The 26,056-nt window shown below is 64.0% G+C and carries 25 protein-coding genes and 2 pseudogenes; all 27 read right to left on the reverse strand.

What is annotated here, in order from left to right; translation table 11 throughout:
- Positions 1 to 246 precede the first annotated feature (246 nt).
- The 27 genes and pseudogenes from AC1U7K_RS16365 to cysD all read right to left on the reverse strand — a co-directional run bounded on the left by AC1U7K_RS16365 (position 247) and on the right by cysD (position 26,051).
- On the reverse strand, positions 247 to 486 hold the full coding sequence (locus tag AC1U7K_RS16365) for a HypC/HybG/HupF family hydrogenase formation chaperone (RefSeq protein WP_480252670.1): 240 nt from the start codon (positions 484 to 486) through the stop codon (positions 247 to 249).
- A 95-nt stretch (positions 487 to 581) separates the two neighbouring features.
- Positions 582 to 2,312 carry an HAD-IIB family hydrolase gene (locus AC1U7K_RS16370; protein ID WP_480252672.1) on the reverse strand — a complete coding sequence of 577 codons (1,731 nt, stop codon included), beginning with the start codon at positions 2,310 to 2,312 and terminating at the stop codon, positions 582 to 584.
- Positions 2,313 to 2,315: 3 nt separating this feature from the next.
- Positions 2,316 to 4,065 (reverse strand): annotated as a pseudogene (gene hypF, locus AC1U7K_RS16375) (carbamoyltransferase HypF).
- Positions 3,963 to 4,643, reverse strand: coding sequence for an acylphosphatase (locus AC1U7K_RS16380; RefSeq protein WP_480252673.1), 681 nt, complete (start codon positions 4,641 to 4,643; stop codon positions 3,963 to 3,965). The pseudogene hypF and the gene AC1U7K_RS16380 overlap by 103 nt, the downstream one beginning before the upstream one ends.
- The gene (locus AC1U7K_RS16385) at positions 4,640 to 4,993 is read right to left on the reverse strand and encodes a hydrogenase/urease maturation nickel metallochaperone HypA (RefSeq protein WP_480252675.1); all 354 of its coding nucleotides are present in this window, start codon (positions 4,991 to 4,993) and stop codon (positions 4,640 to 4,642) included. The genes AC1U7K_RS16380 and AC1U7K_RS16385 overlap by 4 nt, the downstream gene beginning before the upstream one ends.
- A 333-nt stretch (positions 4,994 to 5,326) precedes the next feature.
- Positions 5,327 to 5,722, reverse strand: coding sequence for a type II toxin-antitoxin system VapC family toxin (locus AC1U7K_RS16390; RefSeq protein WP_480252677.1), 396 nt, complete (start codon positions 5,720 to 5,722; stop codon positions 5,327 to 5,329).
- Positions 5,723 to 5,725: 3 nt separating this feature from the next.
- Positions 5,726 to 5,944, reverse strand: coding sequence for a hypothetical protein (locus tag AC1U7K_RS16395; protein WP_480252679.1), 219 nt, complete (start codon positions 5,942 to 5,944; stop codon positions 5,726 to 5,728).
- A 196-nt stretch (positions 5,945 to 6,140) separates the two neighbouring features.
- Positions 6,141 to 6,632, reverse strand: coding sequence for a hydrogenase maturation protease (locus tag AC1U7K_RS16400; protein WP_480252681.1), 492 nt, complete (start codon positions 6,630 to 6,632; stop codon positions 6,141 to 6,143).
- Positions 6,629 to 7,939, reverse strand: coding sequence for a Ni/Fe hydrogenase subunit alpha (locus AC1U7K_RS16405; RefSeq protein WP_480252682.1), 1,311 nt, complete (start codon positions 7,937 to 7,939; stop codon positions 6,629 to 6,631). Before AC1U7K_RS16405 ends, AC1U7K_RS16400 begins: the two co-directional genes overlap by 4 nt.
- 5 nt (positions 7,940 to 7,944) lie before the next feature.
- Positions 7,945 to 8,774 (reverse strand): annotated as a pseudogene (locus AC1U7K_RS16410) (NADH-quinone oxidoreductase subunit B family protein).
- A gap of 34 nt (positions 8,775 to 8,808) precedes the next feature.
- Positions 8,809 to 9,024 carry an iron-sulfur cluster-binding protein gene (locus AC1U7K_RS16415; protein WP_480252684.1) on the reverse strand — a complete coding sequence of 72 codons (216 nt, stop codon included), beginning with the start codon at positions 9,022 to 9,024 and terminating at the stop codon, positions 8,809 to 8,811.
- Positions 9,011 to 9,451, reverse strand: coding sequence for a ferredoxin reductase domain-containing protein (locus AC1U7K_RS16420; protein WP_480252685.1), 441 nt, complete (start codon positions 9,449 to 9,451; stop codon positions 9,011 to 9,013). Before AC1U7K_RS16420 ends, AC1U7K_RS16415 begins: the two co-directional genes overlap by 14 nt.
- Complete coding sequence (locus tag AC1U7K_RS16425) at positions 9,372 to 9,677, reverse strand: hypothetical protein (protein ID WP_480252687.1); 306 nt, start codon at positions 9,675 to 9,677, stop codon at positions 9,372 to 9,374. The genes AC1U7K_RS16420 and AC1U7K_RS16425 overlap by 80 nt, the downstream gene beginning before the upstream one ends.
- 27 nt (positions 9,678 to 9,704) lie before the next feature.
- Positions 9,705 to 11,093 (reverse strand): NAD(P)(+) transhydrogenase (Re/Si-specific) subunit beta, encoded by a 1,389-nt coding sequence (locus AC1U7K_RS16430; protein WP_480252689.1) that lies wholly within the window; start codon positions 11,091 to 11,093, stop codon positions 9,705 to 9,707.
- Entirely contained in the window at positions 11,090 to 11,383 is a 294-nt protein-coding gene (locus AC1U7K_RS16435) for an NAD(P) transhydrogenase subunit alpha part 2 (RefSeq protein ID WP_480252691.1), read from the reverse strand. Before AC1U7K_RS16435 ends, AC1U7K_RS16430 begins: the two co-directional genes overlap by 4 nt.
- Positions 11,383 to 11,769: a hypothetical protein gene (locus AC1U7K_RS16440; protein ID WP_480252693.1), complete on the reverse strand. Its 387-nt coding sequence runs from the start codon at positions 11,767 to 11,769 to the stop codon at positions 11,383 to 11,385. The genes AC1U7K_RS16435 and AC1U7K_RS16440 overlap by 1 nt, the downstream gene beginning before the upstream one ends.
- A complete protein-coding gene (locus tag AC1U7K_RS16445) occupies positions 11,742 to 12,578 on the reverse strand; it encodes a Rossmann-fold NAD(P)-binding domain-containing protein (protein ID WP_480252695.1) in 837 nt (278 codons plus the stop codon). The genes AC1U7K_RS16440 and AC1U7K_RS16445 overlap by 28 nt, the downstream gene beginning before the upstream one ends.
- A 28-nt stretch (positions 12,579 to 12,606) precedes the next feature.
- Entirely contained in the window at positions 12,607 to 13,758 is a 1,152-nt protein-coding gene (locus tag AC1U7K_RS16450; RefSeq protein WP_480252696.1) for a 4Fe-4S dicluster domain-containing protein, read from the reverse strand.
- An 824-nt stretch (positions 13,759 to 14,582) separates the two neighbouring features.
- Positions 14,583 to 14,984 carry a response regulator gene (locus tag AC1U7K_RS16455; protein ID WP_480252698.1) on the reverse strand — a complete coding sequence of 134 codons (402 nt, stop codon included), beginning with the start codon at positions 14,982 to 14,984 and terminating at the stop codon, positions 14,583 to 14,585.
- Between the two features lie 204 nt (positions 14,985 to 15,188).
- The gene (locus AC1U7K_RS16460; RefSeq protein WP_480252700.1) at positions 15,189 to 16,208 is read right to left on the reverse strand and encodes an L-threonylcarbamoyladenylate synthase; all 1,020 of its coding nucleotides are present in this window, start codon (positions 16,206 to 16,208) and stop codon (positions 15,189 to 15,191) included.
- A 38-nt stretch (positions 16,209 to 16,246) separates the two neighbouring features.
- Complete coding sequence (locus tag AC1U7K_RS16465; RefSeq protein ID WP_480252702.1) at positions 16,247 to 17,626, reverse strand: bifunctional folylpolyglutamate synthase/dihydrofolate synthase; 1,380 nt, start codon at positions 17,624 to 17,626, stop codon at positions 16,247 to 16,249.
- The gene (locus AC1U7K_RS16470; protein ID WP_480252704.1) at positions 17,610 to 17,825 is read right to left on the reverse strand and encodes a DUF2934 domain-containing protein; all 216 of its coding nucleotides are present in this window, start codon (positions 17,823 to 17,825) and stop codon (positions 17,610 to 17,612) included. Before AC1U7K_RS16470 ends, AC1U7K_RS16465 begins: the two co-directional genes overlap by 17 nt.
- Positions 17,826 to 18,581: 756 nt before the next feature.
- Entirely contained in the window at positions 18,582 to 18,938 is a 357-nt protein-coding gene (locus tag AC1U7K_RS16475; RefSeq protein ID WP_480252706.1) for an isocitrate dehydrogenase, read from the reverse strand.
- Between the two features lie 11 nt (positions 18,939 to 18,949).
- The gene (locus AC1U7K_RS16480; RefSeq protein ID WP_480252708.1) at positions 18,950 to 19,966 is read right to left on the reverse strand and encodes an isocitrate/isopropylmalate dehydrogenase family protein; all 1,017 of its coding nucleotides are present in this window, start codon (positions 19,964 to 19,966) and stop codon (positions 18,950 to 18,952) included.
- 255 nt (positions 19,967 to 20,221) lie between these two features.
- Complete coding sequence (locus AC1U7K_RS16485) at positions 20,222 to 21,625, reverse strand: bifunctional folylpolyglutamate synthase/dihydrofolate synthase (RefSeq protein WP_480252710.1); 1,404 nt, start codon at positions 21,623 to 21,625, stop codon at positions 20,222 to 20,224.
- A 51-nt stretch (positions 21,626 to 21,676) separates the two neighbouring features.
- A complete protein-coding gene (locus tag AC1U7K_RS16490) occupies positions 21,677 to 24,964 on the reverse strand; it encodes a DUF2309 domain-containing protein (protein WP_480252712.1) in 3,288 nt (1,095 codons plus the stop codon).
- 289 nt (positions 24,965 to 25,253) lie between these two features.
- Positions 25,254 to 26,051, reverse strand: coding sequence for a sulfate adenylyltransferase subunit CysD (gene cysD, locus AC1U7K_RS16495; RefSeq protein ID WP_480252714.1), 798 nt, complete (start codon positions 26,049 to 26,051; stop codon positions 25,254 to 25,256).
- Between the last annotated feature and the right edge of the window lie 5 nt (positions 26,052 to 26,056).

Consider the following 26,056-nt stretch of genomic DNA (forward strand, 5'->3'; position numbering starts at 1 on the left):
ACCCGAGCCGGTCCTGCGTTCCTTCGCCTGGCATCCGCGCTCCGCTCGCCCTTCCTAGCCCGCATTAGTCATGAGCGCTTCTGCTGCAATCGCCGATTCGCTGCTACGACGAGCCTTCGGCCGGCGGGCTCGCCCCTCGGACCCTCAACGTACTGCGCGAGTACGCCTTGGGTCCTCACGGCTCCGCGCGCCGGTCTCGCAACGCGACTCGTCGATTTCGCGACGAACCGTCATGAATAATGCGGGCTAGCCGGGCTCGCCCGCTCGTCTCGCCATCTCCGCGTAGGTCGCCAGCGCCCGTCGTGCCGCTTCCTCGTCCAGCTTGCTGATGGCAAAGCCGACATGGACGATGACATAGTCGCCGACACCGGCCTCCGGCACCAGGACCAAGGACACGTCCTTGGTGATCCCACCGAATGACACAGTGGCCATTCGCAGGGCATCCTCGTGCATGCTGATGACTTTACCGGGAACCGCCAAACACATGCCTGTCACCTCACCACGGCATCCAACCTCTATGCCAACGCGTCAACCGGCGAGGAGAGCAGGCATGACTCCTACGACCTTGTAAACGTGACAGGTCAGCGGAGCGCATTCAGTTCCTCGTACCGCACCGCCACCGTCTGCCGGAGGGCCTCCCGGAGCGTCTTCCCTTCGAGCTGCCGATGGGCCAGCTTGCGGAGCCGCGCGGCCAGCTCCGCATCGCCCAGGGCTCCCTCGGCCCACCGGGCGAAATCCTCTCGACGGTCGTGATACTCCAGACTCGCCAGCGGCACCGTCGGGATGAGCTGTAAGAACTCATACAGGCTGGCCGCTTCCTGTCCCACACCCGCCTGCGCATCCCGAAACCAGAAGCGCTTGCCGGGCGGGAGCGGCACATCGAGGTACTTGTAGAAGTGCCTGATATGCGGGACCCGGCGGAGGGCCGGTCGCAAGCGGGCCACCTGGCCCCCGCACAAGAGGATCTCGCCCGGAGGGATCTCCGCAAAGTTCACGTCTCGAGTCCCGCACGCTCCACAATACTCTTGCACCGCCCGGACCGCTTCCGGCTCACTCAGCCTAGTCGTCAGGCAATGGTGTACTGAACGGAGCACGATCGGATCCAGACGATCGGGTCGATACGAGACAAAGGCCCACCCACCATTTTCCAACAGAGGGACCACGGCGGCCGCCACCTCTCCCCCATTGAATGGAAGCAGTTGCTGGGCTTCATCCAAGACAATCCAATGGGGCCGGTACTTGCGCTCCCGCAACGGACGGAGCGCGCGCGCCAACTCAGCCACGTATGAGATGCGCAAGGTGATTGGATAGCGGCTGAGATCCAACACCACCGACATACCCACGGTTTCCAACAAGGCCACCACGGCCGAAGGCGCCGGCATGGACAACCGGTCTCCCTCCAGCGCCACAAACCGCGGTAGCGCCCGCAGACCGCGGAAGTCCCCTTCCGGGTCCACCAGCAGGACCTGATACTCCTCGTGGTGCAGCCCTTCGGCCAACAGCCCCACCACCCAGGACTTGCCGGTGCCTGAGTCCCCGAACACCCCAAGGTTCCGCCCGGCGAGACGAGACCCCGGTACCGACACCTCAATATTGGCCTTATCCCGCCCGATTACAATGCGCCGCTCACGGCGCAGGGGAATATCGAGATACTGGCCGGCCAAGGGGTAGCGGTTCAGAATGTCCAGCACGCCCGCCGGCCCCGGATGAACCGCGACCACATCGGCCATTTCCCGAACCGCCGGCACGGCATCCCCCACGGCCACGGCGATTTCGGCCAGTCTGAGCATCGAACCATCGTTCTCCGCGTCGCCGAACGCCGCCAGGTTGTGCACCGAGAACCCGCAGATCGTGAGGAGCCGCTCCAAGCCTGTCCCCTTCGCCGCTCCAGACGGCAACACCATCACCGCGCCTTTGTTGTACTCGACCGACGCGCCGCCGCCGTGAGCGCTGAGCACTTGCCAGACCACGCGGTCATGCGGCACCCAGGTCGCCGCAATGGCCAGCCCGCGTTCGAAGGGAATCGCAGCTTCCTCGAGCGCGTTCACCAGGCGCTCATCGAGCTGCCCGAACGGCAGATAGACCTCACCGGTGGCGCTGTGCACCAACACCGCGCCGTTCTCCCACACCACGCCGGTGAATAGATCGCCCAGGCGGCCGAGCGAGACGGTCTCAAAACGCCGGCCCGTGACAAGAAACAGCGCATGGCCGACGGCGCGACATCGCTCGAGGGCGCACTCGAGTTCGCGAGGCACCACTCCATCCACCGCGAGCGTTCCGTCGAAGTCAAACGCCATTACACGACGGTACATGGTTCATCTTTCGCGCTGTCCACGCATGGCCGCCACGACGGCTTGGCCAAGAGCGAGTCCTCCATCGTTCGGAGGGATCTCACAGTGCGTATAGACCGTGAAGCCGGCCTGTGCCAACCGCCGCCGCGCAAGCGATAACAACAGCCCGTTCTGAAAACAGCCCCCGGTCAGGACGACGCGCGGCAGGCCGGCGGCCTGGGCCACACGCAGGATCACGTCCGCCAACCCAGCGTGAAACCGCGCCGCCACCAGTTCGGCCCCACATCCCGCGCGAAGATCGTCCATGATGGCGCTCACCATGGGCCGCCAATCGACGACCCAGCCGCCGGCAGTGGACGGACTCGGACTGAGGTCCATGGGGTAGCCGTCTGCTGGGTCTCGCCCTCGCTGAGTCCCGCGCTCCGCCGCAAACTCGACCGCCATGGCTGCTTGTTCTTCGAACGACGCCCTATGGCACAGGCCGGTGAGCGACGCCACCGCGTCGAACAGCCGGCCCATGCTCGTCGTCCACGGGGAGGCGACACCGCTTCTCAGGATGGCGGCAAGCCGCTCGCGCTGCTCCGGCGGAATCTCCCAACAAGGGATCTGGTCCGTCAGCATCTGCGCGCCCAGGAGATCCCACAGCAGGGCTGCGGCCAGACGGCTCGGTTCCCGCATCGCCGCCTCCCCCCGGGCAACCGGAACGGTCGGAGGTGCGCGAATCGGGTGAAGCCCTCATAGCGCGCGATCAGAAATTCTCCACCCCAGAGCTGCCCGTCCGGCCCATAGCCCGCTCCGTCCCACGCGATCCCCAGCACCTTGCCGTCAAGCCCATGTTCCGCCAGACAGGAGGCGACATGCGCATGGTGGTGCTGCACGGGAACGAGCGGAACGGACAGCGCAGTGGCCAACTCGCGCGCGACGACCGACGACCGATAATCGGGATGCAGGTCGCAGGCAATGGTCTGAGGTGTGACGTGGAGCAGCCGCTGGAGATCCTCGATCGCCTGCCGGAACGCCGTGACCGCTTCCACGGTGGACAGATCGCCGAGGTGTTGACTGAGCACGACGCGATCCCCACACAACAGCGCGACCGTGTTCTTGAGATGCCCGCCCACGGCCAGGATTGGACCGCTCCTTTTCACCCTGCGCAGGTCCTCGCGCAAGCGGATCGCCTGGGGCACATAGCCTCGCGCCCGCCGCAGGATCAGCGGCCCAGCGGGAAGCACCCGCACCACCGAATCGTCCACCGGCCTGGCGATCGGCCGATCATGCACGAGAAACGCGTCGGCGATCCCCTTCAGCCGAATGAGCGCCTCTCGCTCATCAATCGCAATCGGCTCTTCGGATCGATTGCCGCTCGTGGCCACCACCGGCCGTTGCAGTTCTTCATCAACAGATGCTGCAGCGGCGTCGCCGGCAACATTGCGCCGACGTAGGGATTGCCCGGCGCGACGGCCTCGGCCAGGGCTGCCCCTGGGCGCTTGCGCACGATCGGTGCAGCCGGCGAACACAGGAGGGCCTCCTCCTCCGGCGACACCAGACAGTCGGTTCGGACCGCATCGCGCGAAGCGAACAGGACTGCAAAGGGTTTGTGCGGCCGCCCCTTGCGGTCGCGCAGCCGGCGGACCGCCATATCCGAGCCGGCATCGACCCAGAGCTGAAAGCCGCCTAATCCTTTGACGGCGATGATGCGTCCCTCACGGACCAAGGCCGCGGCCTGAAGCACCGCTTCATCGCCGCTGGCAACGTCACGCCCCTCTTCATTCCACACAGGATGACGCGCGGCCCGCAGGCCGGGCATGCGATCGGCTCCGCGTGGAAGCGCCGATCGGCTTCGTCCTCGTACTCAGCCCGGCACGCGGCACAGAGTTCAAACCCGGCCATCGTCGTATTGGCCCGGTCGTAGGGCATGGCCGTGAGCAGGCTGAATCGCGGGCCGCATTGTGTACAGGTAAGAAAGGGATACCGAAACCGGCGGTCGGTGGGATCGGCGAGCTCGCGCCGGCAGTCGAGGCACGTCGCCAAATCGGGCGGGATGACAAGGGTGCGCTGACCGGATGCCCTGCTGGCACGGATGGCAAACGACGCTTCATCCTGCACCGGGATGACGGCGGCCTTCAGTGCCACCACGCGAGCCGATGCCGGCGCGTCGGTCTCCAATTGGCGGAGAAAGGTCTCGACGACGCCGGAGGGCCCTTCGATCTCGATCAGCACACCGTCTGGGGTGTTGCTGACCCACCCTCCCAGGTCCAATTCACGTGCGAGGCGAGCGACAAACGGGCGGAACCCGACGCCTTGCACTGTCCCCTCCACCTCAACGCGAACGCGATGCGCAATGGTCTCCCTCATTCCTCCACCACCAACTCATGCACCACCACCTCCGGCACATCATCTCCCGCGATCGTCAGTCCTCCGCAGGTTGGGCAGATCCCATCACGTCGCGCAACCGCAACGCGTGCCTGGCAGCGCGGGCACCGGGCCTCACCGGATACCGGGATGATCTCCAACGTTGCGCCTTCGGCCACCGTACCGCGGGCGGCCAGCGCAAAGGCCGCGTGAAGTGCGGACTGATCATGAACCCACAGATGCGAGCCGGCCTTGACCTTGAGTCGCACCACCACCGGTCTGGCGCTCGGGACCGCTCGCAACCCAGCCTCCACGGCTTTCACGACCTGCGCCATTAGATGGAATTCGTGCATGCCAGCGCCTCGCTCTCGTCGAGGATACGGTCCCCCCCGGCTCGACTTCACAGCCTGCTTCGCAGGCTGTGATCGTTACGCGCCGATCGTACAGCTTCTTGCCTTTCGCCGGTGAAACCTCGACCTTCGCCTGCCCGCGCAGCAGGGCTGCGGTCATTGCTTGACCTTGCACTGGGGATACAAAAGGGGTTGGGAGCCGTTGGGGCCGTCCGCGAGTGCCACAAGACCAGGAGCCTTGCCTCTTTCAGAGGCGAGACGCATGCTCACGCACAGTCGCACGAGAGAGGCCTGGGCGAGGGGAGCCTCCTTCAGGCTTTCTTAGAGTGGCGCCTCTCAACTCACCCAATCTTCCAATGCAAGCCCAGGAATGTGTTGAAAATGCCTGATGTTATGCGTGACAAGTGTAGCGCCGTGGTGAAGGGCGACCGCGGCGATGAGCGCATCCTTCTCGCCCGTCGGACGGCCAATGCGGAGCAACTCGGCACAAATTCCCCCGTACACCCGAGCCACCTCGGCATCAAACGGGACGACCGTCACCGCCGCTACGAACTCGTTCAGGGTTTCAAGGTTTCTTTCCACGCGCTGAGACCGGAGAGCGCCGCAATACAATTCCCCCAGGACAACAGCGCTGATGGAGAGTTCGTTCGCATGGACACGCATCCGGTCCTGCACGATCGCAAGCCCTTTCATCGCGGCGGCGCAGATGTTCGTGTCCAGGTGATACGGCACGGCTCAGATCTCGCTCACCCGTGCCTCATGCCGTTCCCGATCAATCTGCTCCAGCGCCCGCTCCAGATCCGGATCGTCTCGCCACCCACCAAATGCGCGTTCGAGATGGATGAGCCGGTGCACGCGGACCTCTACTTCCACCTCCGTGCCATCAGGCAGAGACGGATCCCCTTCCAACTCAATTGTCCTCCCGTGAATCTTTCCCTTGAGCACGTTGGTCATCGGTATTGCCCCCTTCGACCCGCAATCATATCGGACTTCGCTGGTCCCGGCAAATGCGGAAATGGTCCCCGCCACCCACTACGGGGTCAACAAAAGGAGTCGGGACCGCCCGCGAGTGCCACAAGACCAGGAGCCTTGTTTCTTTCAGAGGCGAGACGCATGCTCACATGAAGTCGCAGGAAAGAGGAAGTAGCGTTCAGATGGAGCTCGTGCATGCCAGCGCCTCGCTCTCTTGAAGCACGCGTTCCACGACTTCATCCAGCGCCCGGGTTACGTGGGGAGACAGGGGCCGTCCGGCGTGCGTGTCGCCGGCTTCAATCCCGTAGACGATCACCCTCGGCGGGAGGAGGCCCAATGCGCGGGCCAGCTCCACGGCCTCCAGTGCGCTCACGGCGTGACTGGAATGAGGAAATATGCGTGTACTGATCGGGCCGGCCGAGGCATCGAGCCGGTGAATCGTTCCCGGACGCTGCCCGCTCCGTGCCGCATCGATGAGAATCACGGCCCGCGCGCCTTCCATCAACTCCAGAATCTCAACGCCGGCCATTTCCGCTTCGACCACCTCCGTCCGGTCGCCCACTCGTGCGCAAAGCCGGCGAGCCGCCAGGAGGCCCACGGCGTCGTCGCCTCTCAGGACATTGCCGAGCCCGATGATCCGGATGGGCTTCCCCTGCCTGTTACTCGTCACTCAGCGCCCTCACGGCTTATGTCTAACTTCAAGAAATGCGTCGCGCAGGAGATGCAGGGATCGTAGCAACGGATGACCCGTTCGCAGGCGAGCGCGGCTTCCTTGTTGGACAGGTTCAACACGCGCGGCATGAACAGGCGCAGATCTTGCTCGATCCGGCCCTGGTTCCGCGACGTCGGCGGAACGATCTTGGCTTCACGGACGACCCCGTCAGCATCCACCCGATACCGATGATACAGAATGCCGCGTGGCGCTTCGGTGCAGGCCATGCCGGTACCCGGTCGAACGACGACCGGCACGGCCGGAGCGGGCGGCGGCTCATACAACTCGATCAGGCGCAACGATTCCTCCAGCGCGTAGAGGATTTCGACCGAGCGGGCGATAATTCCATGAAAGGGATTGCGCAAGGGCAGCGAGAGTCCCGTCTCCGCCAGGACCTGCTGGGCCAACGACGAGAGATGATCGTGATTGAGATTCACGCGCGCCAACGGCCCGACCAGATAGGGCGATCCCTGCAACGTACAGTGCAAGGCATTGGAATAGGATGCTTGCTGTTCGGAAAAATGCCGTTCGAACTCGGTCGCCGGGATCTGCAAGCCGTTGTCGGAGACGATCTGCCCCTCGTTAAAGGGGTACTCCTCCGGATGTTGGAGCGCCACGAAGGAGTAGTCCGGCGCGAAATCAGGATACCGGAACCCGCTCACCCAGCGGACCGTCTCCACCGCCGCATCGCGCGCCCAGAGCAGCTCGTCTTTGAGCTGGTCCAGCTCGCCGCGCCGTGGCACCCGCGAGAAACCGCCGACCTTCACCGAGACCGGATGCACAGAGCGGCCGCCCAGCACCGTCATGATCGCATTGCCGGCTTTCTTGAGACGCAGGCCACGGGTCACCAGATCCGGATGGTCTTGGGCCATGGCGATGGCACTCTCGTAGCCGAGGAAATCCGGCGCCTGCAGCATGTACACGTGCAACGCGTGGCTCTCGATCCACTCGCCGCAATAGATCAGCCGCCGCAGATCGCGCAAGGGGCCCGTCACCTGGATTCCGAAAATCTGCTCCAACGCGTGCACCGCGCTCATTTGGTAGGCGATCGGGCAGATGCCGCAGATGCGCGCCACGATGTCCGGGACCTCGTCGTAATGCCGGCCTTGCAAGAACGCCTCGAAGAATCGAGGCGGTTCGAAGATCCGCAGTTCGACGTCCTGCACGACGCCGTCTTTCACCGTGACTCGGAGCGCGCCTTCCCCTTCCACCCGGGCGATGGTGTCGATCGTAATGGTCCGTGTTTTCCGTTTCTCCTTCGCCACCCTGCTCACTCCTCACGCTTCTCGTATTCCCAGGCCTGGCTTTCCTCCCGGAACGGCTTGACGTAGCCATTGATCCCGCGAAACCGCCGCAGCACCTCGACCGGAATGAGCTGAAGCCCGTCATGAAACTGCTTCGCGAGCGAGGCCGTATTCGGAGGAAGGCCCGGTCCTTGGATGGAACCCTCCGCCGGTCCGAAGCAGCCGTAACAGTCCCGCCCCATGCTCGGGCAAATCGCGCCGCACCCGGTGCGGGTGACGGGTCCCAGGCAAGGCATTCCCTTCGCAGTTTACACTCCAGACAGACGCTATCGGCCGGCACGCGCGGCTGCACGCCTGCCAGCAGATCCGTGATGACGCGCAGCAATTGCGCCTTATCGATCGGACAGCCCCAGAGCTCGAAGTCCACGCGCACATGTTCCGAGATCGGCGTCGAGGTGCTGAGGCTCTGGATATATTGTGGACTGGGATAGACCACGCGCTTGAACGCTTCCACATCCGCCCAGTTGCGCAGCGCCTGAATGCCGCCGGCCGTGGCGCAGGCTCCGATCGTGATCAACACCTTGGTCTGTTCCCGCACGGACAAAATCCGATGCGCATCCTCCGGCGTCGTGATCGACCCTTCGACCAGCGCGATGTCGTACGGACCGGCTCGCATCTCGCTCGCGGCCTCGGGGAAGTAGGCGATGTCCAAGGCCTGCCCCAAGGCGAGCAGGTCATCTTCCAAATTCAAGATGCTGAGCTGGCAGCCGTCGCAGGAGGCGAACTTGAAGACGCCGAGCTTGGGCCGCGCGGCCTTCTTGGCCACCCCTCCATGCTGGACGAATCGATCACCCATGTGATCCGACGCCCTCCTTACGTCCCGCCTTGCCTCACACCCCCGTCCGCCCCAACCACGCGGCCACGCGGTCGTATCGCATGACCGGCCCATCTTTGCACAGAAAGAAGGGGCCCAATTGACAATGGCCGCACAAGCCGATCCCACACTCCATGTGCCGTTCCAACGACACGTAGATCGCCCTTGCCGGAATTCCGCGTCGCATCAAAATCGGCACGCCCAGGCGCATCATGATTTCAGGCCCGCACATCAAAACGATGCTCTTGGCCGGGTCCATCGACACCTGCTCGAACAGTTCCGTCACCACGCCGACGTGAATAGCGCCACGTCTTGTCCGGTTGATCGCTGGTCAACAAGACCTCGGTATCGGGATGTCGCCGCCAGGCATCGAACCGTTCGCGATAGAGCAGATCGTGCGGCGTCTTGACCCCGTGCAGAATCTTCACGGCTCCATACTGGGCGCGCCGCCGGAAGATGTATTCGATGGCGCCCACCACCGGCGCGCAGCCAAGCCCGCCGGTCACGATCACCACATCTTTCCCTTGCGCTTCGTCCAGCGGCCACCCGACGCCGAACGGGCCGCGAATGCCCAGGACATCACCCGGCTTCAGATGCGCGATCGCCTTGGTGACTCGCCCCGCGACTCGGATCGTGTGGTCCAGGTGCTCCGGGCTCATCCGGGTCGGACACGATCGAAATCGGCACCTCGCCGACCCCGAAGCGATAGACCATGTTGAACTGCCCGGCCTGGAAGCGGAAGCTCCGCCGCACCGGCTCCTCGGCGAAGCGCAACCGATAGGTCTCGATGCCCTCGGCCTCCCGGATCTTCGCCACGATGGTGGCCGGGTGGATCCGATACGGGTTCGTCCCCGGATGGTTGGCGGTCTGCGAGGATGACATCATGGCTCCCTGTCTACCGGACCGGCCTCGTCACTGTTCCGTCAACACCTTCATCACCGCTTGCACCATCTCGCGGCCGTCGCCGAACAGCATGATCGTCTTGTCGGCGGCGAACAGCGGATTGGGGATCCCAGCGAACCCCGGGCTCAGGCTTCGTTTGATCACGACGACCGTCCGGGCCTTGTCCACATCGAGAATCGGCATGCCCGCGATGGGACTCGCGGGATCGGTTCTCGCGAGCGGATTGACCACATCGTTGGCCCCGATGACGAGCGCCACATCCGTGTGCTCGAAGGCCGGATTGCTCTCGTCGAGATCTTTCAGCAGTTCGTAGGGGACGTTCGCCTCCGCGAGCAGCACGTTCATGTGCCCCGGCATGCGACCGGCCACGGGATGGATGGCGAACTCGACCTCGATGCCGCACGAGCGCAACAGTTCGGCCAGATGCGCCACGCTGTGCTGGGCCTGGGAGACGGCCATGCCGAAGCCGGGCACGATCACCACCCGGCGCGCGGCATCGAGCAGCACGGCGACCTCTTCGGGCGAACCGGCCTTCACCCGCCCCGCATAGATGTCCGCCCCTGCCCTATCTTGTGCCGCTGTCGGAGCGCCTCCGATCATCACGTCTAGAAGCGATCGGTTCATGGCCCGGCACATGATCTGGGTCAGAATGAAACCCGAGGCGCCCACCAGCGAACCGGCGATAATGAGGATGTGGTTCGTCAGCACGAACCCTGTCGCGGCAGCGGCCAGGCCGGAGAACGAATTGAGCAGCGCGATCACCACGGGCATATCGGCCCCGCCCACCGGCAGCACGAGCAACAGACCGAGCAACGACGACACCGCGACCACGACCCAGTAGAACTCATGGGAAGAGGGTGTCAGCCACAGCCACAGTCCGAGCCCTCCGGCGACGGACGCCAGCCCGGCATTGACAGCCTGTTGACCGGGGAACCGAATCGCGTCGTCCGTGATGAGTGCTTGCAACTTGGCGAACGCCACGAGACTGCCCCAGAACGTGACTGCACCGATCACGCCGGAGGTGATCGCGGCAATGGTGAAGTGGCTAAGCGCCGGCACGGCCGCATCCCTGCGCTCCAGCAACCCGGCTCCGGCCACCAGGACGGAGGCGCCGCCGCCCAACCCATTCAAGAGCGCGACCATCTGGGGCATGGCGGTCATGTGGATCTTCAGGGCCAGCGTGGCCCCGATGACCGATCCCATGAGCAGCGCCACGGCGATCGTCTGGAAGCCCAGGATGCGCCGGTCGAGCAGCGTCAGCGCGACGGCCACGAACATGCCCAGCGAGCCCAGCAGATTCCCGCGCATCGCCGTGCGCGGATGCGCGAGCCCCTTCAGCCCCACCACGAAGAGGGCCGACGCGCCCAAGTAACCGAGATTGATCAAAGCGGCGCTCATCGCTTCCTCTTCGGACGCTGTCCGAACATGGCCAGCATCCGATGCGTCACGAGGAACCCGCCCACCACGTTGATCGTGGCGAACACCACAGCGACAAACCCCAGCGCGCTCAAGAGCAGATCCTGTTCGGACCCGGCAGCCAGCAAGGCCCCGACCAGCGTGATGCCCGAGATGGCATTGGCACCGGACATGAGCGGCGTATGGAGCGTGGGCGGTACCTTCGTGACGATCTCGAATCCGGCAAAGAGGGCCAGGACGAAAATCGTCAAGCCGATGACGGCGGTCTCCATCACCCGGTCCTTTCTTCGACGACGATCCGATGTTCCACACCGAGCAGCGCGCGGACCCGCGGGTGCACCACCGTTCCGCCTCGCGCCACCAGAGTTTCGCGCGTGATCTCGTCCTCCAGATCCACCCGCAGGGAGCCGTCTCTGTAGAGGTGGAGGAGAAAATTCGCCAGGTTCCTTCCATACAGCTGGCTCGCATGCGCCGGCACGGTGCTCGGCAGATTGGTCGGTCCCAGCACGGTGACGCCGTGATGCGCAATGACCTCGTTGGGACGAGTCAGTTCACAGTTGCCGCCCCGGTCGGCGGCCACATCCACAATGACCGAGCCGCGCGCCATGCGCGCGGCCATATCGGCCGTGATCAAGAGCGGCGCAGGCCGGCCCGGCACCGCGCCGCGGTGGTGATGACGACGTCGCTCGCGGCCACGACAGGCGCCAGCCGTTCACGCTGCCGCCGGGAGAGGTCTTCGCCCAACGGCTTGGCATAGCCGCTGGTCTCTTCGACCTCGCCGGCCTCAACCGGCGCTTCGACGACCTTCGCTCCCACACTCTGGATCTGCTCCTTCACGGACGGACGCACGTCGTAGGCCGACACCGCCGCCCCCAAGCGGCGCGCCGTCGCAATCGCCTGCAACCCCGCCACCCCGGCGCCGATCACGAACACCCGCGCCGGTGGAATGGTCCCCGCCGCTGTCGCCAGCATGGGAAACAGCTTCGGCAGCCTGGTCGCCGCCAGGAGCGCGGCCTTGTAGCCCACGATCGTCGCGAGCGAGGACAGCACATCCATACTTTGCGCGCGGGCGATCCGGGGCATCAACTCCAGGGCAAACGAGGTCACGCCCCGATCGGCCAACTCCCTCGCCGCCTGAGGCCGTCCCAACGGATCGGCCAGTCCGATGAGCACCTGGTCGGGACGGAGCCGCGGCAGATCGTCACGGCCTCGATCGGGATTGGCGCCCAGCGTTCTGACCTGGAGCAGAATGTCCGCCGAGCCGAACAGCTCCGCGCGATTGGCCGCCACTTGCGCGCCGTTCGCCCGATAGGCTTCATCCTCGAATCCCGCTGCGTCCCCCGCGCCGGATTCGACCAGCACGTGCAGGCCTATCTTCGTGAGCGCCGGCACGTGCGATGGCGCCAGCGCGACGAGCGTTTCTCCCGGATAGGTTTCTTTCGGCACGCCGACTTGCAGGCCACTCATCGAATCCAGCTTTCTCTGACCACGGCCATCAGCCATCAGCCGTTTGCTGTCGGCTGAAACCTGACTGCTGATCGCTCGGCTTCAACAACGCCGGCAACTCCTCTGTCAGGTCAATTCCGACTGGGCACCAGGTGATGCAGCGCCCGCACCCGACGCAGCCGGACGTGCCAAACTGATCGATCCAGGAGCCCAGCTTATGCGTGAGCCACATGCGGTACCGATCCTTGATCGTCGGACGAATGTTCTTGCCGTGAATAGAGCCGTGCTCCTGCGTGAAACAGGAATCCCATACTCTCGTGTGCTCGGCGCGTTGCTGTGTAAGGTCCGGGACCTCCTCGACCTGGTGACAGAAACAGGTCGGGCAGACCATCGTGCAATTCCCGCAGGCCAGGCAGCGCGCCGCCACGTCGTCCCAGCGCGGATGTTCATGCGCGTCATAGAGCGCCTGGGGAAGGCCTGCGCGGCTCAGGCGGCGCGTCTGGCTCCTGGCGCAGGCCTCGATCGCCGTGTCCGCCTCAGCCGCCTGCGCCGGAGTCGCCTCGGCCAGCGGCACATCGGCCAGCACTTCCCGACCCACGTCGCTCCCGACCTCGACGAGAAAGCCCTCCCCAAGTTCCGTGAGCACCAGATCGAACCCGCTGATGGCGCGGGGACCGGTATCCATCGACGAACAAAAACAGGTCGCCAGCGCTCGCGTGCAGTTCACCGCGATCAAAAACAGTCCCTGGCGGCGGGCCGCATAGTAAGGGTCTCGGTAGGCGTCCTTGAGAAAAATATGATCCTGGATGGCCAGCCCGGCCAGATCGCAGGCGCGGGCGCCCAGCACGGCAACCTTCTCCTGTTGGGGAAGCATCGGGCGCGCAGAGAATCCGTCCTTCGTTCGTTCGATCTGGAGCAGCGGCTCGCGCGGCGCGAAGGTCACGGGCTTGAGCGATTGTGGCCCGTGCACGACACCGAAGATCTGCTGTGAGCCGGTGTCCTCCAACCGATAGCGTCCCGGTTCCTGGACATCGCGCCAGCCGATCGGCAGATCCGACACTTGCCGGATCGTGTCCCATACCACCGCGCCGTCGCGCACGGTGGGCCCGACTATGCGATACCCTTTCGCAGCCAGGGCCTCAAGCAGTCGTGGGAGGTCAGCTGTTGGGAGGACGCTGGGGGTCTCACAGACTATCGCCATGACACCGGTTCCCTTGTCTCTCGCCTGCCAGGGCAGCGCTTCGATTCGCCATGCTCAGGTGTCTTCCTTCCTCTTGCAAGAACGAGAATCCGTCAACGCTGTGGAACGCCACTCATTTCATTCGCCTTCCATCCCTGTCCGGTTCACCCCTGCGGCCTTCTTCCCCAGGAATCATCTCAGTCCTGAAAGTCACCGGCCTCCCGAGGCTCTGCTTTGCGGTTCTTGCAGTCAACAGCAAGACTGGCCATCAGCAAGAACAGTACCTTGAGAGTTTTCACGGCAACTCTCGACGATTCCCGCACAGCTCGTAAAGTGTACGGCCGTGCACGGCGCGCCCTAAGGGGAATTTGGCTACAGGCGGGAGGGGACTGAGAGGCAAAACCCCACAGCGTGGTCGACTGCGATCGTGAGACAAGAAAACGGTGGTGCGGTCAGCCGTGCGTCCCGGGATTCGAGGTTATGCTCAGATGCTCATTGCTGGAGGCATCAGTCCAGCTCAACTTCGCTCTCCTGTATTCCAGGATCCACGGTGTTGACGTGAACGGAGGTGAACCGTCCGAACCCCTTTCCCCCGATCGAGACGGTGGCTCCCGGCGGGGCCTGGTCCGGCAGGAGAGCCCCATGAGGAAGGGATGCCGCGAATCCTAACGAGACTCCCGCGAGGCTGAGTCCGGCCAGCACCGGCACCATGCTCCAGATGTTTCGCAGCGACTGTCCGACTCGATGCCCAAGTCTCTTATCATGTGCTTGAAGACGGCAACTCATGGTGTTCCCCCTTATGACTCAGAATGACTCAGAACCACGGCTTCCTGTTTCTGCGGCGCTCAGCTATCGGCAAACCCTGACGGAGCGGCCAGAGACAGGAGGACGACCGAGAGCGCGTCCTGTCGCACGGGCTTGTCGAGCCAGGCTTGTGCGCCCTCGTTGATCAACCGCCGTTCCAGTTCGGGAGTGCTGAGCGCGCCCATCATGATCACCGGAAGGGCTCGGTCGTGCTGTCTGATCTCGCGCAGCGTCTCTATCCCATCCATGGTCGGCATCACGAGGTTGAGCAACACGAGGTCCACGTCTCTCTGGCGCAAGATCTCCATGGCCTCCCAGCCAGAGGCGGCCTGCAGGGCTTCCACCCGTCGATACGCCAACAGGTCACAGACAAAGAGCCGGCTATCAGGATCATGATCGACCACCAACACTCGACGCCGAGGATTCCAGGATTTGCTTGCCATGACGTATTCTCCTTAGCCCGCATTAGTCATGACGGTTCGTCGCGACATCGACGAGGCGCGTTGCGAGACCGGCGCGCGGAGCCGTGAGGACCCAAGGCGTACTCGTGCAGTACGTTGAGGGGCCGAGGGGCGAGCCCGCCGGCCGAAGGCTTGTCGTAGCAGCGAATCGGCGATTGCAGCAGAAGCGCTCATGACTAATGCGGGTTAGGCTCCCTCAGGCACCAAGGGCGCGACGGGACACTGGACGGGAACCGCGCAACGCCGCAGGCGATCCATGATCGCGAGTCCAATGCCTCGCTCTTCGCACGGCTCGGCATACAGTCGATCGAGACCCAACGCGTCCAGCCGCCTGAGCGCCGCAAACAGCTGGCGCGCGGCTTCCCGCAGATCACCGGATGGCGAGAGTACTTCGATGGCGCAGAACCGGTCGTCCACGTGGCCCGGCGCTGACATCGCCAGCAACCCTGCCCGCTCCTGGCCTTGCACGACCGGTCGCGCCCCTCGAGCCGCTAAGATGGTCACCGGCGTGCGCGTCGCGTAGTGGCGGGCCGATTGCCCCGGTGCGAGCGGGGTTGAGTCGGTCGGTGCTGGTCGAACAACAGGACCGATGACCTCTCGAATCTCTGCCAGAGCAATACTGCCGGGCCGGAGCAATTCCGGCCACGTCCCCACCATCGAGACAATGGTGGACTCGACCCCAATCGGGCAAGGACCTCCGTCGAGAATCAGGTCCGCGTGATCGCCGAGCCCATCGAGCACATGCTGAGCCGTCGTCGGGCTGACATACCCGAAGGGATTCGCGCTGGGCGCTGCGATTGGCGTACCCGCCTCCCGGATCAAGGCCTGCGCCACCGGGTGGGCCGGCATTCTGACCGCCACGGTCGGCAACCCGGCCGTCACGAGATCCGGGACGACTGGGCGCTTCGGCAAGACGAGCGTCAGCGGCCCGGGCCAGAAAGCGTCCATGAGCTTGTGATCGCTCAGGGACACGTGTGGCACGAGGGTATCCACCGCCGGGTGATCGGCAATGTGCACGATCAGCGGATCGAACCAAGGACGCCGCTTGGCCTCGAAAATCCTGGCCGCTGCCTCTGAATTCAGCGCGTCACACCCGAGCCCATATACTGTTTCAGTTGGGAAGGCGACAAGCCCGCCGGCACGGATAATCTCCGCTGCCAGGCGCATGGCCTCCGGATGCCCGGCTGGTAGGATTGTTCCCTTCACGATGCTCCTGCTTTCAGTTCTTTCGAGAGAGGCTCCGATCACGCCGGCTGCTGTTCTCGATTCCGCACGAGAGGGCGGATCATCCCAGCAAGATGAATGGCCCCCGTCACCACCACCACCCCTTGCCCGCGAGCGAGTTCGACGGCCCGGCGGAAGGCGTCGTGAGGCTGCTCCACGACGAGACCGGCCGTGCCGGTTCGTTCCAGCCAGACCCGCGCCAACTCATCCGGCGGCGTCGCCCGCATGCCTGAATAGCGGGTGAAGATGGCCCGGCCGGCGCCGCACTCCGCCAACCGGTCGATGATCGTCTCCACATCCTTGTCGCGGGGCACACCGATGACGAGCACACGGTCGCGTCCCTCGAAGACGGTCCGGACGACGTCGGACAAGGCGGCGGCCGCCATCGCGTTATGCGCGCCGTCCACGACCACGGTGGGCCGGCCCGGGAATACTTCGCAGCAGGCGGGACAAGGCGTGGCGCCGAACGCGTCCCGCACCTGCGCTTCATCCAGGCGATGCACCAGGTCACACTCCACCAATGCCTCGAATGCGGCCAGCGCATGGGCTGCATTGCTGGCCATAAACCGGGCGGGCGTGGACAGCACCAGGTGCCGCCAGACCGCTTGTCCCACCCGCACAGAACAGACCCCGCGATACCCGGTGCGCAGGAACGCGGTGACCTCGTAATCCTGCTGATAGCGCCGCACGGGCACCCGCATCTCAGCCGCCCGTTCCGCAATAACCCGCCTCGGCCCCTCTTCTGTGACGCCACAGACCAGCGGCACGCCGGGCTTGATGATGCCGGCTTTTTCGAAGGCGATCTCCTCCAAGGTCTCACCGAGGATCTCCATGTGGTCATAGCCGATGGTGGTGATGACGCACACCTCCGGACTGATCACATTCGTCGCGTCGAGCCGGCCTCCGATCCCGACTTCGATCACCGCTACATCCACGCGAGCTTCCCGGAAGGCCCAGAAGGCGGCCGCCGTGAGCAGCTCGAACACGGTGAGCTCGCGGAACAGCCGATTGTCCAGATGAGCCAGGACGTTGAAGGCCGAGACCAGGTCGGCCTCGCTGATCGGCGATCCATCGACCGCGATTCGTTCCCGCAGGTGCTCGACGTGCGGGCTGGTGTAGAGGCCGACACGCAGCCCGGCGCGCCGCAGCAGCGCCGCGAGCAGACGGCTCGTGCTGCCCTTGCCTTTCGTCCCTGTCACATGGACCGTTCGATACGCCCGGTCCGACCGCCCCAACGCCTCCATGCAGCGTTCGATCCGGTCGAGAGTGAACAAACGGCCCGGCGATGTTCGCCGGTCGGTTTCGTAATTGACCCGGCTGTCCAACAAGGCCTGCACGTCCGCCAGCGACCGGAAGGGTTGCACCGGAGCCGTCCGCACCTGTTCACTCGCCACGGTCATGGATCTCCCTCATGACGATCGCTTCGGCCGCGAGCCAATCATCGATATCCTGTCCGTCCCGCCGGCCTCGTTGCTCGTAGAGTTCGTACGCCGTCTTGGCGATCCGTTCCCGAACGGCGGAGGAATACTTGGCCAATAACTCGGCCGCGTGGTTGGCTGCCCGCTCAGGCGTCCGGCGCCGCTCCGCAGATGGTTTCACCCTTTCCCTCCCTTCGCAGCCGAACGTGAGGGATTCACCGGGCCCGCAGTGTCTTCGTCCCGTCCTTTCCGAGCCACGAGGCCGCCGCGTGACGGATGCAGTCCAGCCTTGGAGTCACGCCGAAACACAGAGGAACGAATCTTCGCATCATCTCTTGTTCCTGGATGAGCCATCGCTCGGACCACTCTCGATAAGGTGAATGGACAATCCTGCCGCCTCGCCAGCAATCCCTCATAGTGGGTGTAGTGACAGGCAAGATAGCCCGTACGACGATCGTGCGCGATGCCTAACGCCGTCAGCAGATCGTCGACCGTCTTCCAAGTCGACGCGGGGGGATTTCGTCTCGACGGATGGGCGGAGCGTGCTGGCTTCGCCCAGGATGTTGTGTCGGACGAGACCGGGGACATCGACAAGAGTCAGGCTTTGGAGGAAATGAGAGAGCGTCCACTCGGCGCCGGTGCGATCGAGTCCGGTCCACGGCTCAAGCGCGCTCACCGGCCGCCTCACACGAAGCACTCCCGATTGATTCCCTTCGCAGCCAGGGATCATCTCTCGACCACCGTCCCACCTCCGCCAACACAACAGCGGCGTCATGAAACGGAAGGCCCGGGCGAGCGCGGGAAGGACACCCCTGTGGGTTTCCCCATGGGTGTTATCCGTCATGTCCCTGCTCCTTTCCCGGAAGGGATGGTACGTCGGGATGCACCCACAGTAGGGGTTGCCGATTCCCACCGGCAACCCCGCTCACGGACAGCCTCAGTAGGCTTTGCTGAATCCCGCCTCGCCGTCGTAGTTCCACAGCTTCTGCGCGGCGGACCACCACCAACCTTTCTTGGTCAGCGAGTCCAGAAACGCATTGACGTCCGTGTCCTGCACGTCGCGCGTCGCCATGAACCGGCAGCGATACCAGTTCACCATCAGCAGATCCGGACTCACGAATCCCGGCCAGACCTTGGTGCCGCGGTTCGAAATGAACTCGCACTTAAAGGGGCCGAATTCCCCGTCGGTAAACTTCGGGATGCCCCGCTCAGTGATGATGTACATGTCCACGCCCACGAGCTTGACGTCTTTCTTTTTCTTGGTTGCAATCGCTTCTTGGGTAAACGTCGGCATCGTTTCCTCCCTTACTTCTTCGCCGCATGCATTTTGTCGATGATCGCCCGCGCATATTCGTCGGTCTTGGCGGTGCCGCCAACGTCATAGGTGACCGTCTTTCCTTCGTCGAGCACCTGGTACATCGCTTTCTCGATTCGATCTGCTGCCTCCTTCTCATTCAACCAGCGCAGCATCATCACGCCGGAAATGAGCACGGCCGACGGGTTCACCTTCTTCATCCCGGCATATTTCGGCGCGGAGCCGTGCACCGCCTCGAAGATGGCGCAGTTGTCGCCGACGTTGGCGCCCGGCGCGAACCCGAGACCACCCATGAGGCCGGCGCAGAGATCGGTCAAGATGTCGCCGTACAGGTTGGGCAGGACCAAACAATCGAACTGGCCGGGATTGCGCACCAGCTGCATCGCGCAGTTATCGACAATGATGTCGCCGGTCTCGATGTCGGGATATTTCTTCGCGGCCGCCCGGAAGGCTTCCAGGAACAGGCCGTCGGTCATCTTCATGATGTTGGCTTTGTGAACGCAAAAGACTTTCTTGCGTCCGTTCTCCCGCGCCCACGTCAACGCGAAATCGGCGATGCGATAGGAGCCGGGCCAGGTGATGACTTTCAAACATTGCGCGACTTCATCGGACACCATGTGTTCGATGGCGGCGTAGGAGTCCTCCGTGTTCTCGCGGAAGTTGATGATGTCGAGCTTGTCCCAGGGCCGTTTCAGGGCGGGAATCAAACGCACCGGCCGCACGTTCGCATAGAGATCAAACACCTTGCGCAAAGTCACATTGGCGCTCTTATGCCCCGTTCCGATCGGAGTGGTCGTCGGGCCCTTCAGCGCCACCTTGTTCTTCGCAATCGACTGGATCGTCTTGTCCGGCAGCAGCGTGTTGTACTTCTCCAGACAATCGAGGCCGATGTCCTCGTACTCCCATGCGATGTCGACGCCGCTCGCGTCGATCACCATCCGTACCGCTTCGCAGATCTCCGGGCCGGTACCTTCCCCCGGAATCATCGTGACCACATGTTTTGCCATCCTGAACCTCCCTTAAGCAGCAAGGGCGATCGGACCATCCGCTCCCCTGTTCACCCAGCGCCACGATGCAAGTCAGATTCCAGATAGACGGAGCTGAGCGACAAAGGCCCGACCGACGGAACCAGCCGGAAATCGCGGCCGATTCGTTTGAGCTCGATCACGGCGGATGGGCGGCGTGCTTGTAGAGAGGACACCCGCCTCGTGTGCCGACACACGGACTACACGACTGGCCGTGCACCGGCGCTCGCCATATCGCTAAGAGCGCGCTGAGTGCTTTGCCGAAGTTCCCGCAGCGGCCTCGCTGGCCAGCGGCCGGCAATAGCCGCCGAGCTGAGTCGAGCCGGTGACGACGACGACTCCGTGAGAACCGGCCGCTTGGACCGCGCGATGAAACGCCGCCTCGGGATCGTCCACAATCTCCGCCGCCGCAGGAGTTCGGGATCGCCAGATGTCAGCCAGGATCTGAGGCGCAACAGCCCCCTCGGTCGGGTACCGGGTAAAGATCGCCCGGTTGGCCCCCGCATCGGCGAGATGGCAAACCATCTTGTCGAATTCCTTGTCACGGGTAAGGGACACGAGCAACACCGTGCGCCGCCCTTCGAAGGTGGTTCGGACGATCGTTGCCAGACGGGCCGCCGCCGGAGCATTGTGCGCGCTATCCACCACGACGGTCGGAGCGCCCGGCACCACTTCACAGCAGGCGGCAAGCTCGACCCGCTCGAACACCGTGCGGAGCTCGTCCTCACTGAGTCCCGGCACCGAGCCCCGGCGCCGCAACACGTCGTAGGCGGCCAGCGCATGGGCGGCGTTGCTCGCCACAAGGGGAGCCGGTGAATTGAGCGGCACCTTGCGCCACAACGTCGAACCGATCCGGAGCGAGCAGGTTCCCCTGTAGCCGGTGCGAGCGAAATCCAGCGCCTCGTAGTCCTCCCCGATCAGCAAGACCGGCGCGTTCAGTTCGGCGGCGCGGGACAGGACGACGGCGCGCGGCCCCTCGGGCATCGTGCCGCACACAATCGGGGTGAACGGCTTGATGATCCCGGCTTTCTCGGCGGCGATCTGCTCCAACGTGTCGCCGAGGAGATCCATGTGATCGTAATCGACGTTCGTGATGACCGAGACCTCCGGCGCGATGACATTGGTCGCGTCCTGCCGCCCGCCGATCCCCACCTCGATCACGGCATAGTCGACCTTGGCCGCCCGAAAGGCGAAGAAGGCCGCGGTCGTCAGGAACTCGAACGGGCTGAGCTCAACCCCCTCCCAATCCAGGTACGCCTTGACGTTGTTGCAGGCGTCGACGAGCTCCTGTTCGCTGATCGGGGATCCGTTGATCGCAATGCGTTCCCGAAAGTGCCGCAGATGGGGACTGGTATAGAGGCCCACCTTCATGCCGCCAGCCTGAATGAGCGCCGCGATCATCCGGCTGACGGTGGTCTTCCCGTTGGTGCCGGTGACATGAATCGACCGGTATTCCCGGTCCGGACGCTTGAGTCGATGCAGGCATCGCGAGACGGCTTCGAAACTCACGGTTCCGTCCGACGGCCGGCCGCGGAGAATGCAGGTGGTCTCGAGCTCCCGCAGGAAATCCGTCACATCCGCATAAGACGAAAAGGGGACGGCCCAGTAAGGCGGAAACTTGTTCGGTGGTGTGTCCGGCATGACGCTTCCTTCCCGCACGCGGCGGGTCGCGTACCGATGCTCAAGTCAGGGTCAGCCCTGAGGCGGCGCCACTGCCCCCGCCATGCCGCCGATTTCGGCGACGGCCCGCCAGCTTCCCGGGCTCTCGTAGCGATAGAATTGCCGCTCAGCTGGATCACAGGCGATCAGCAGAAGCCACTGATTGTTGAAGAGTCGCTCCAGGAGCGGTTGGCGCCGAATAATGGCCAGGATCCGATCGCGCGGGGCTTCGATCAGGGCCGTGAGGCGCATCGGCTCGTGATAGGGAGACCTGCCATTCATGACCGTCTGAACCGGCAGCCCCATGCGGAGATCGCTCTGGTTGCCCGTCATAACCCCGATGCGGCCGGTCACGTTGTGATAGACCTTGCTGCCGCTCCCATACACGTCGGGATCGGTGGTCGAAAAGTAGTATTCCATGTTGATCCACTGTGCGACGATCAGGGGCGCCGTCATGATGAATTCGAGCAGCTTGCCGTCTTCGTCCAAGGCGTGATCGTACGAGTGTAAGAACGAGCGTCCGCCCAGATCGGCGCCTTGGCTGAGCCGGCGGCTTCCGATGATGAACAGGCTGTTTCTCGCCAGCCCCCATTCCGGACGCACTTGCGCCCAATCGAGGCTGCGCTGCTCGACATCCCGTACGGATCTCCGAGGATCGGCTGGTGACACTGATCCGGACAAGGCCGCCCAGCGTTCGGCCGTCGCCGCCACGCCGGCCTCCTGTAGGTCGTCCAGAATGTGCGCCAACTCCTTGCGGTGAGTCGAGGGCACATCCTCCAGATCCGCGATCCGGACCCGGTCCGTGGTCGTGTCGTGCAGGGCCGGGAGAAAATAGGTATCCGGAGGGATCGCGAGTCCCCGCCGCGTCAGCACCTCACGCACCTGGGGCCGATTGGCAAGCATGGCGAACGCCCGCGCGTTCGGCAATCCATGACTGCCCCCGCAGGCGCCGCAGTCCAAGGCCGATTCGTAGGGGTTGTTTTGCGAGGTGCTGCCGTGGCCGCAGAGCACCACGAGGCGGGCAAACGATCCGGTCAGGCCCATCAGCCGCAACGACGTTTCCACATAGTAGGCCTGTTCGTTGAGCGTCAAGCCCGTTTGCGTGATGCGATCGAGGCGGGCCCGGGTCCCCCGGGGCGTCAGGCGGCAATCCCGGCGAAGTTCTTCGATCAACGCCTCTTCCTGTGTCGTCGTGAGGGCGAACAGGCGGCCAAGCGCTCCCGCCTCCGCCGGCCGCTCTTGCACTAGCCCTAGCGCCTCCAGCCGGATGCGTTCCAGCACATCGGCCGTCATCCTGCCGTCCGCCACCTGACCGCGTCCCCGCAGCCAACGCGCGATCTGCAGCCGCTGTTCGGCCGCGACCATGTCTTCGGCTTCTTTGGCCTCAAGCTTATCGACCGTCAGCGTGGTGGCCACCGGAGGAATCAGACCCTGCTGCAACCACGCCGCCAGGCGATGGTACCAGCGCGCGCACAGCGTCTTTCCCAGGAAGGGCAGCGCGAAAAACCAGCCGATGGCCTCGACCATGACATAGGGCGTGATCACATTGTGCTTGAGGTCCTGGAGCAGGTCATGCCCGGCCTTGACGAGGTGCGCGCGCGTCTTGTGCCGCTGGACGCGCGCGGCCTGATAGGTTCTCGGCACTTCCCGGATCAGATGTTTCGGCTTCAAGAGGACGGGGCAAAGCTCGCAGTCATACGGCTCATCCAGCGACCGATACGACACGGGCAATCCGAAGAATCCGGCAAACCCGAAGGTCTCATGGCCGCCGCGTTGTTCGAGATGCCGCCGGAACACCTCGGACCGCACGTCGATGCAGAAGACGAACTGCGCCGGCGGACGCACAGCGTGCCGACGCGGTTCCGCAGGGAGCACGTGTCGCGCGGCGAGCGAGTCGAGCTTCCCCAAGACCTCCTGCTGGTGTCCCAGTTCATAGGCCTCCAGCCACTTCTGGCTACGCTGTCGTTCGGGAAACGCACGGAGCCAATTCAACAGCGTCGTCAGATCGCCGGGCGCCGTCGAAGGGACCAGGTCCGGACGGATCTCCAAGACCTTCGCCAGCCGCACGAGGACTTGAGCCCAGTCCGTGAGAAATTCCTGCAGGCGAACCTGTTGCCGCTCTTGATGCCAGCGCCGGCCGAGCTCCTCCCACGCCTGGGCGTCGGCGGCTCTCCACCAACGCCGCAACCGTGCCGCCTCTGCCCTCGCCTTCTTCGTCAGGTCTCCCTTCAGAAGGCTCCGACTGAACCAGACCGCATGGGGAAACCGCCCGGCATACTCCTGAACGGCCTCGACCGTCCCCGCGCAGTTCAATGCGTCCCGGCACGCCGTGGCGACCAGTTCGCGTTCATAGAACAGACGGACTGCGAGATATTTCACCAGATCGATCCGATAGGCCTCCTGCCAGGGATAGGCAGTCTGTTCTGCGCGCCATTTGATGAAGCCCGCCCACCCCGGCAACGCCGCCAGATGAAGGGAGAGATAGTCCTGCCAGGCCGGCTTCGGCACGGTGAGCCTGTCAAGCGATTCGAGCAGCGCTTCTTCGGGACGGTCGGACAAGTCCTGAATCTTGCGCGACGCCCCTTCGATCCCTAACCAACGAAGACTGAGGTCATGCTGCGCCGCCGCTTTCCAGGCCCGAAAGAAGGTGTCTTCCCGATTCGGCATCGCCCACGCCGCCTCTCCTTCATCGCAGAAGGCGGCGCACCATGTGATCATCTGACGGTTGATCCGGTCGGTGAGGTCGGTCCCAAGCGTGCGATCGCACCAAGTCGCCAGCGTTTCTTGATAAGGCAAGGGCTCCGGTTCGCATGGCAGGGGATGTGCCGTCTTGCTCCATGCGCCGGAAGGCAGAATCTGCGCGAGCCATTGCGCGATGCGCTCGACAATGACTCGATCCTCCTCCCGCACGACTGTGCGGGTCGGGACTGTGCCGTCCGGATGCGCGAGCGCGAGCCCCTGCACCATCGCCGCACGGAGCACGTCCAACTGGGATACCCGGCGATCGCCGAACAGGATGTCTTTGTCGGACCCCAGCGCCTGCAACACGGTATCCACATGCCGGATGCGGATCCGGCCCATCCGGAACGCATCACGGAATACCTCGTCAGCGAGATATCCCGTGGCACCAAAGAGTTGCTCGCCCCGCTTCACCGCCGCGTCGAAGCTCATCTCCTCGAGTCCCTGCAGAGGATTGCGAGAGATGAAGGTCCGCATCGGCCAGAGCCGGGGGATGACCTCGCCGGCCAGGTTCACGTGGGACCGCAGTTCCATCCGCTGCGTTTCGGTATAGGTCGTCGCCATGCCGGTTGTTTCTCTCATGTGGTGTTACTCCCCCTGTGGTTACTTCACCGAGCAAGAAGAGGGCCGCACCTCATCGCTCCGCGCCGGATACGTCAAACTCACGGACGCAGAAGGAGAAACACCTCAAACTCCATGCGCAGTGGCTGCCTGGGGAGAATCTTGCCCAACGGGAAGTTGGTGCGGGGACACACGTTCGTGCGTGCTCGCACATAGCGAGAAGAACGCATGGAGTGCAAAGACGAGTCGCCGGACTTCACGTCGGCGGAGAAGAACGATCGGTAGAGGGAACTACGGGAAACGCGGGCCGTTACATATGACCGAGTTTGCGCAGGGTCTCCATGCCGCGCCCTTCATCTTGCGCGCGCCCGGATCGCTCGGCGGTCGTGGTCGTCCGCAATTCCGTAATGATCTGCGGGATGGTGGTGGCACAGGACGGAACCGTGCCGGTGCAGGGCACGCAACCCAGACTGCGATAGCGGGTGCCGTTGCCTCGGTCGAAGTACAGCTCCGGCAAGGGGATCTGTTCGAGCTCGAGGTACTCCCAGATATTCAGTTCGGTCCAATCGAGCAGCGGGTGGACACGGACATGCGAGCCGGCAGGAAACGTCGTTTTGTACTGGTCCCAGAGTTCGGGCGGCTGATCGCGGAAATCCCACTCACCGTGTTTATCACGCAGCGAGAAGTACCGTTCCTTCGCCCGTGTGCCCTCTTCATCCGCACGTATGCCGAGAATGACCGCGGTCCAGCCATGCTTGGTGATGGTGTGCTTGAGTGCCTCAATCTTCATGGCCGTGCAACAGGTCACGCGCCCCTGTTCGGGCCCCATCCCGGCGGCGAGCGCGTCTTTGTTCTGGCCGACGACGAGAGTGAGCCGCCATTCCCGGCAGAGCCGGTCCCGATACTCGATCAACTCGGGCATTTCGTAACCCGTATCGATGTAGACTAACGGGAACGGCACATGGCCAAAGAAAGCCTTGCGCGCGAGCCACAGGAGAACGGTCGAATCCTTCCCCATCGACCAGAGCATGGCAAGATCGTCGAAATGATGATAGGCCTCGCGCAGAATGTAGACGCTCTGATCTTCCAATGTTCGCAGATGCTGCATGACAC

Source organism: Nitrospira sp. Vd2 (genome assembly GCF_979581665.1).